Origin of the sequence: Streptomyces sp. NPDC059456 (assembly GCF_042750055.1) — a bacterium.
Lineage (GTDB): Bacteria > Actinomycetota > Actinomycetes > Streptomycetales > Streptomycetaceae > Streptomyces.
Window position 1 is genome coordinate 1 of record NZ_JBHYVA010000795.1, and the last position, 3,607, is coordinate 3,607.

The 3,607-nt window shown below is 67.7% G+C and carries 3 protein-coding genes; 1 reads left to right on the top strand and 2 read right to left on the bottom strand.

Annotation, left to right across the window (positions count from 1 at the left end; all coding sequences use genetic code 11):
* Positions 1–81: 81 nt before the first annotated feature.
* On the bottom strand, positions 82–630 hold the full coding sequence (locus tag ACFXA3_RS38570) for a hypothetical protein (RefSeq protein WP_385195366.1): 549 nt from the start codon (positions 628–630) through the stop codon (positions 82–84).
* Between the two features lie 463 nt (positions 631–1,093).
* Here ACFXA3_RS38570 and ACFXA3_RS38575 point away from each other — a divergent pair, with 463 nt between their 5' ends.
* The gene (locus tag ACFXA3_RS38575) at positions 1,094–1,753 is read left to right on the top strand and encodes a helix-turn-helix domain-containing protein (protein ID WP_385195368.1); all 660 of its coding nucleotides are present in this window, start codon (positions 1,094–1,096) and stop codon (positions 1,751–1,753) included.
* An 806-nt stretch (positions 1,754–2,559) separates the two neighbouring features.
* On the opposite strand, the gene ACFXA3_RS38580 is transcribed toward ACFXA3_RS38575, so the two are convergent.
* On the bottom strand, positions 2,560–2,856 hold the full coding sequence (locus ACFXA3_RS38580; RefSeq protein ID WP_385195371.1) for a hypothetical protein: 297 nt from the start codon (positions 2,854–2,856) through the stop codon (positions 2,560–2,562).
* Positions 2,857–3,607 lie beyond the last annotated feature (751 nt).

Sequence of the window (3,607 nt, forward strand, 5' to 3'; positions counted from 1 at the left end):
GCCCCCGTGGCGACCGAGAGTCGTCCCGGCGGTTTCCCTTGCGCCGGAACGGCTCTCGTACGTTCGGTAGCTGTTACCCCGTCAGTCGCCCCGTCGTTTCCCGTGGTGGTCAGCAGACGGCTGCCGCCTCTGACGCTGCCGGTGGTACAGCTGCGGCCTCCAGACCATTTTCAGCAGTTCGGAACCGACGACCCTGGCTTGGTGACGTTCCCGGAATAGATCCAGCCGTTCGACCAGCCCCCCCGGGGCCGGGTCGACGTAGTACCAGAGGCTGCCCGCGTTGTTGACGGTCTTGCACACGACCCACAGCTGCTTGTACAAGTCCATGTCGTTCCACCCGATGAAGCCGCAGGTCGAAGCCGGCCCATACCTCAGCCGGATCTCCTTGGTGTTGAGGACCTGCACGTTGCCGGCGTCTCGGGTGGGCTTCCAGTCGCAGTTGTCCGCGGCAGTCTGAGGTGCGGTTGTCTGCCGCTGGGGCACGGTGTCCTGGGTGGTGTTGCTGAGGGCAAGCCCTGCAACGCTCGCGGACGGGTCCGCCGATGCGGCGGGGGCGGCGTTCGCAGCCATGGGCTGCACCGCCAGTACGGCGATCACGGCACTGCCCGTGAGGATGTGTCGGATGTTCACAGTTCTCCCTGGTCTCGTTCTGGGTCATCGCCTCGCCGGCGACAGGACTGTGCTTGCGATGCTGCTGTTGCCATTGCGCAGTTGCATCCGGCGCGGGTGCCGCGTCGAGATGACGGGCGCCGCGCGGCGTGTGTCCAGATTGCGGTGGAGCCAGGGCGGTCGCCTTGTATAAAGGCGCACTCTCTTCAGGGGAACCGGCTAACGCGCGCACGGTACGGATTCGCAGACGGAGGTTGAAACGCCCATGGAGTCAACGAACAGCGGCGAGCATGTCGAGCGTTGCGCCTCGGAGCGATTACGGGCACAGGTTGTGATGTACAGAGGTCATCGCACTACACAGCGAGGACCGGTCAGGCTTACTCTTCCGGCGGCCACGGTGACGTTGATCCTGGGCTGGGGGGACCCCTTGGACCTGTCCCACGCCTCCCGGGGCGTTCCGGCAAGGCGAACGACGTGGCACGCGATGCTCGCCGGTCTGCAGACATCGCCGGTAAAGGGGGGCTACCCGGGCATATCGGAGGCGGTCGAGGTGGATTTCACCCCGCTCGGCGCGTACATGTGCCTGGGATTGCCGCTGCACCACCTCGCCAACGACCACATACACCCAGATGAGGTACTGGGCGCCGGATGGTCAGAGAACCTCACCGAGCAGCTCATCGCGGTTCCGGGTTGGGAAGCGCGCTGGAAGGTGATCGAGAATGCTCTGGCTCGACGGATGGTGGACGCTGCGCCCCCGTCGCCAGCGGTTGCCGAGGCATGGAGCCGACTGCGTGCCTGCCACGGTCGTTTATCTGCCAAAGAATTGGCTGCCGCCACGGGCCTCGGAAATCGGCGTTTGCAGGTGCTCTTCCGCGAGCAGATCGGACTGCCGTTCCAATCTGTCAGTCGGGTCCTACGGTTTCAACGGGCGCTCACCTTGCCGTCCGACGCCTGCCGTTCGCTGGCTGATCGGGCGACTCTGTCCGGCTACTACGACCAGGCACACATGAACCGCGAGTTCCATGCCCTGGCAGGATTCACGCCCGCACAGCTGCGCGCTCTTGCCGACCCGACCCCGTACGGAGGCGTCGATTCTGTCGACGGACGCCTGGTCAACTTCGCGCTGTTTCTGCGCGGTGAATGAGAGTGACGGGGCGGCGCGGTTGGGTGCCCGATAGCGTCTGTGGGGCCCAACCGAGCCTGGTTTTGTACACGGCTCGTGAAGGCTGCCGCCCCGGTCACCCGCAGTCCGCCGGCGGCATCCTCAGGGCCTTCACCATCCAGTCCACACCCCGCCCAGCTGAGCCCCGCAGGGCAGCGCGGACCGCCTCCGGGCTGGCGGCCTCCACCACCGCCCGCGCTTGCCCCTCGTCGTGGAACTCCCGCTGCTGCACACACATCTGGGCCAGGCTGCACCACGTTGTCCTCGATTCATTCCAAGAGTCGCTGACTCACCTTTCGGGCCCAGGCGGGCGCCCTTGAAAGCAAGAAGTACGAGGCGTCAGTGAGGAAATGGGGTACCAGTGGCGACGCAAACCATCTAAAAACCGACCTCTTAGACTTGTCCACACTGTCGCTGGGAGGCTTGCCCTGGGCATCAGGGGGCTTGCCCAGGGCGGAAGCGGAAGCGCCAGCCGCGGGCCTTCTCGGCGGTCTCGGCGGTCTCGGCGGTCTCGGCGGTCTCGGCGGTCTCGGCGGTCTCGGCAGCCTCCGCCTCCAGGCGGTCACGCTCGGCCTGGTCCGTTGCCGCAACGGTCTTGACCTCGCACGCCTCGCACAGCGTCGGAGCCCACCGGTGGCCCAGCTCCAGGGACAGCTGAGTGTTCTCTCAGCGGTCGTTGTCGAACTTCGTCCCGCAGCCGGCGCAGGCAGGGCAGACGGCCTCGCGCTCGGCCTTCTTCTGCTCGGCCGAGCGGCGCAGCTGCTCCTGTTACTCCGCCTGTTGTGCCTTCATCCGCTGTGTCGGCGGGCGAGGACGGCGTCCCGGCGGGGGTTGCAGATCGCGTCTCGGAGGGGCTGCATGTGGGTGCGGCCGAAGCGCAGGAAGACCTGACCGTTGGGTCTGTGGGCGCGCAGGTTGCGCAGGCCGGTCGCGATGATCGGGATTTTGCGGTCGTAGCTGCTGTACCCGTCGGCCGGCTCGCCCGCCCACAGCAGCCGGGTCAGCTCCTGCAGCCGCGGGACGGTGCGGTTGGGCGGGCGCCGATGTGGTTGAAGACAGGACTGGCGGGTGCGGTACCTCTCCACGCTCCGCGACGCGGGCCATCCAGCGGGTGCGCCACATCGGCTTGTCCTTGCCGTCGGTGTCCATGGCCTGCTGCTTGAAGAACCTGGAGTACTTCAACAGCTTTGCCGCGATCTCCTCGGCGGTCTCGTGGCAGTTGTCGATCTCGACGAACAACAACGGGATCCCATCCTGCGGCGCGGTGAGCACGGTGTCGGCCTGGGCGCCGCCCTTGCAGCCGGAGGTCGGGCTTGGGGAGGAGCATCGCGATAACGGTCTCGTTGACGGCCATGAGGTGGGGCCCCGCTCGAGCCCGCACCGCGAGCGGTGGAGCCCGTCTCCGACATGGGGCGCCCGAGCTCGTAGGAGGTGACGCAGGTGAGCTGCGCGGCGCAGAGGGCGGGAGCGGTACTGCGGCGGCCTGTTGATCCCACGTCTCGATATCCCGAAATCCGGCAGTGGACCAGCCCCAAGGCGAGTCCAAGGCGAGCGCGGCGAACCGCGAGCAGCTCCCCGTGTGGGCGGTCCGACGGCGTCGCTTCGTGCGCGAGGTCCGCCGCACCGAACCGGAGGGCCAGGTGCTCTTAAGTCGCCCACGCGAGTGCAAGGGCAGTAGTCACCCCTGCGGGGGGCTGCAGAGCGGTGCCGGCAGACGAGAGCGGGGGTCGCAGCCGCGACCCCCGCCACACCCCCCGCCCCGTGTCCACCCCGCGCGGGCGCCCGGCGGGCCGTTGACTGCCGCGGGGGCAGTGTCCGGTAACCCCACCCCCCGGG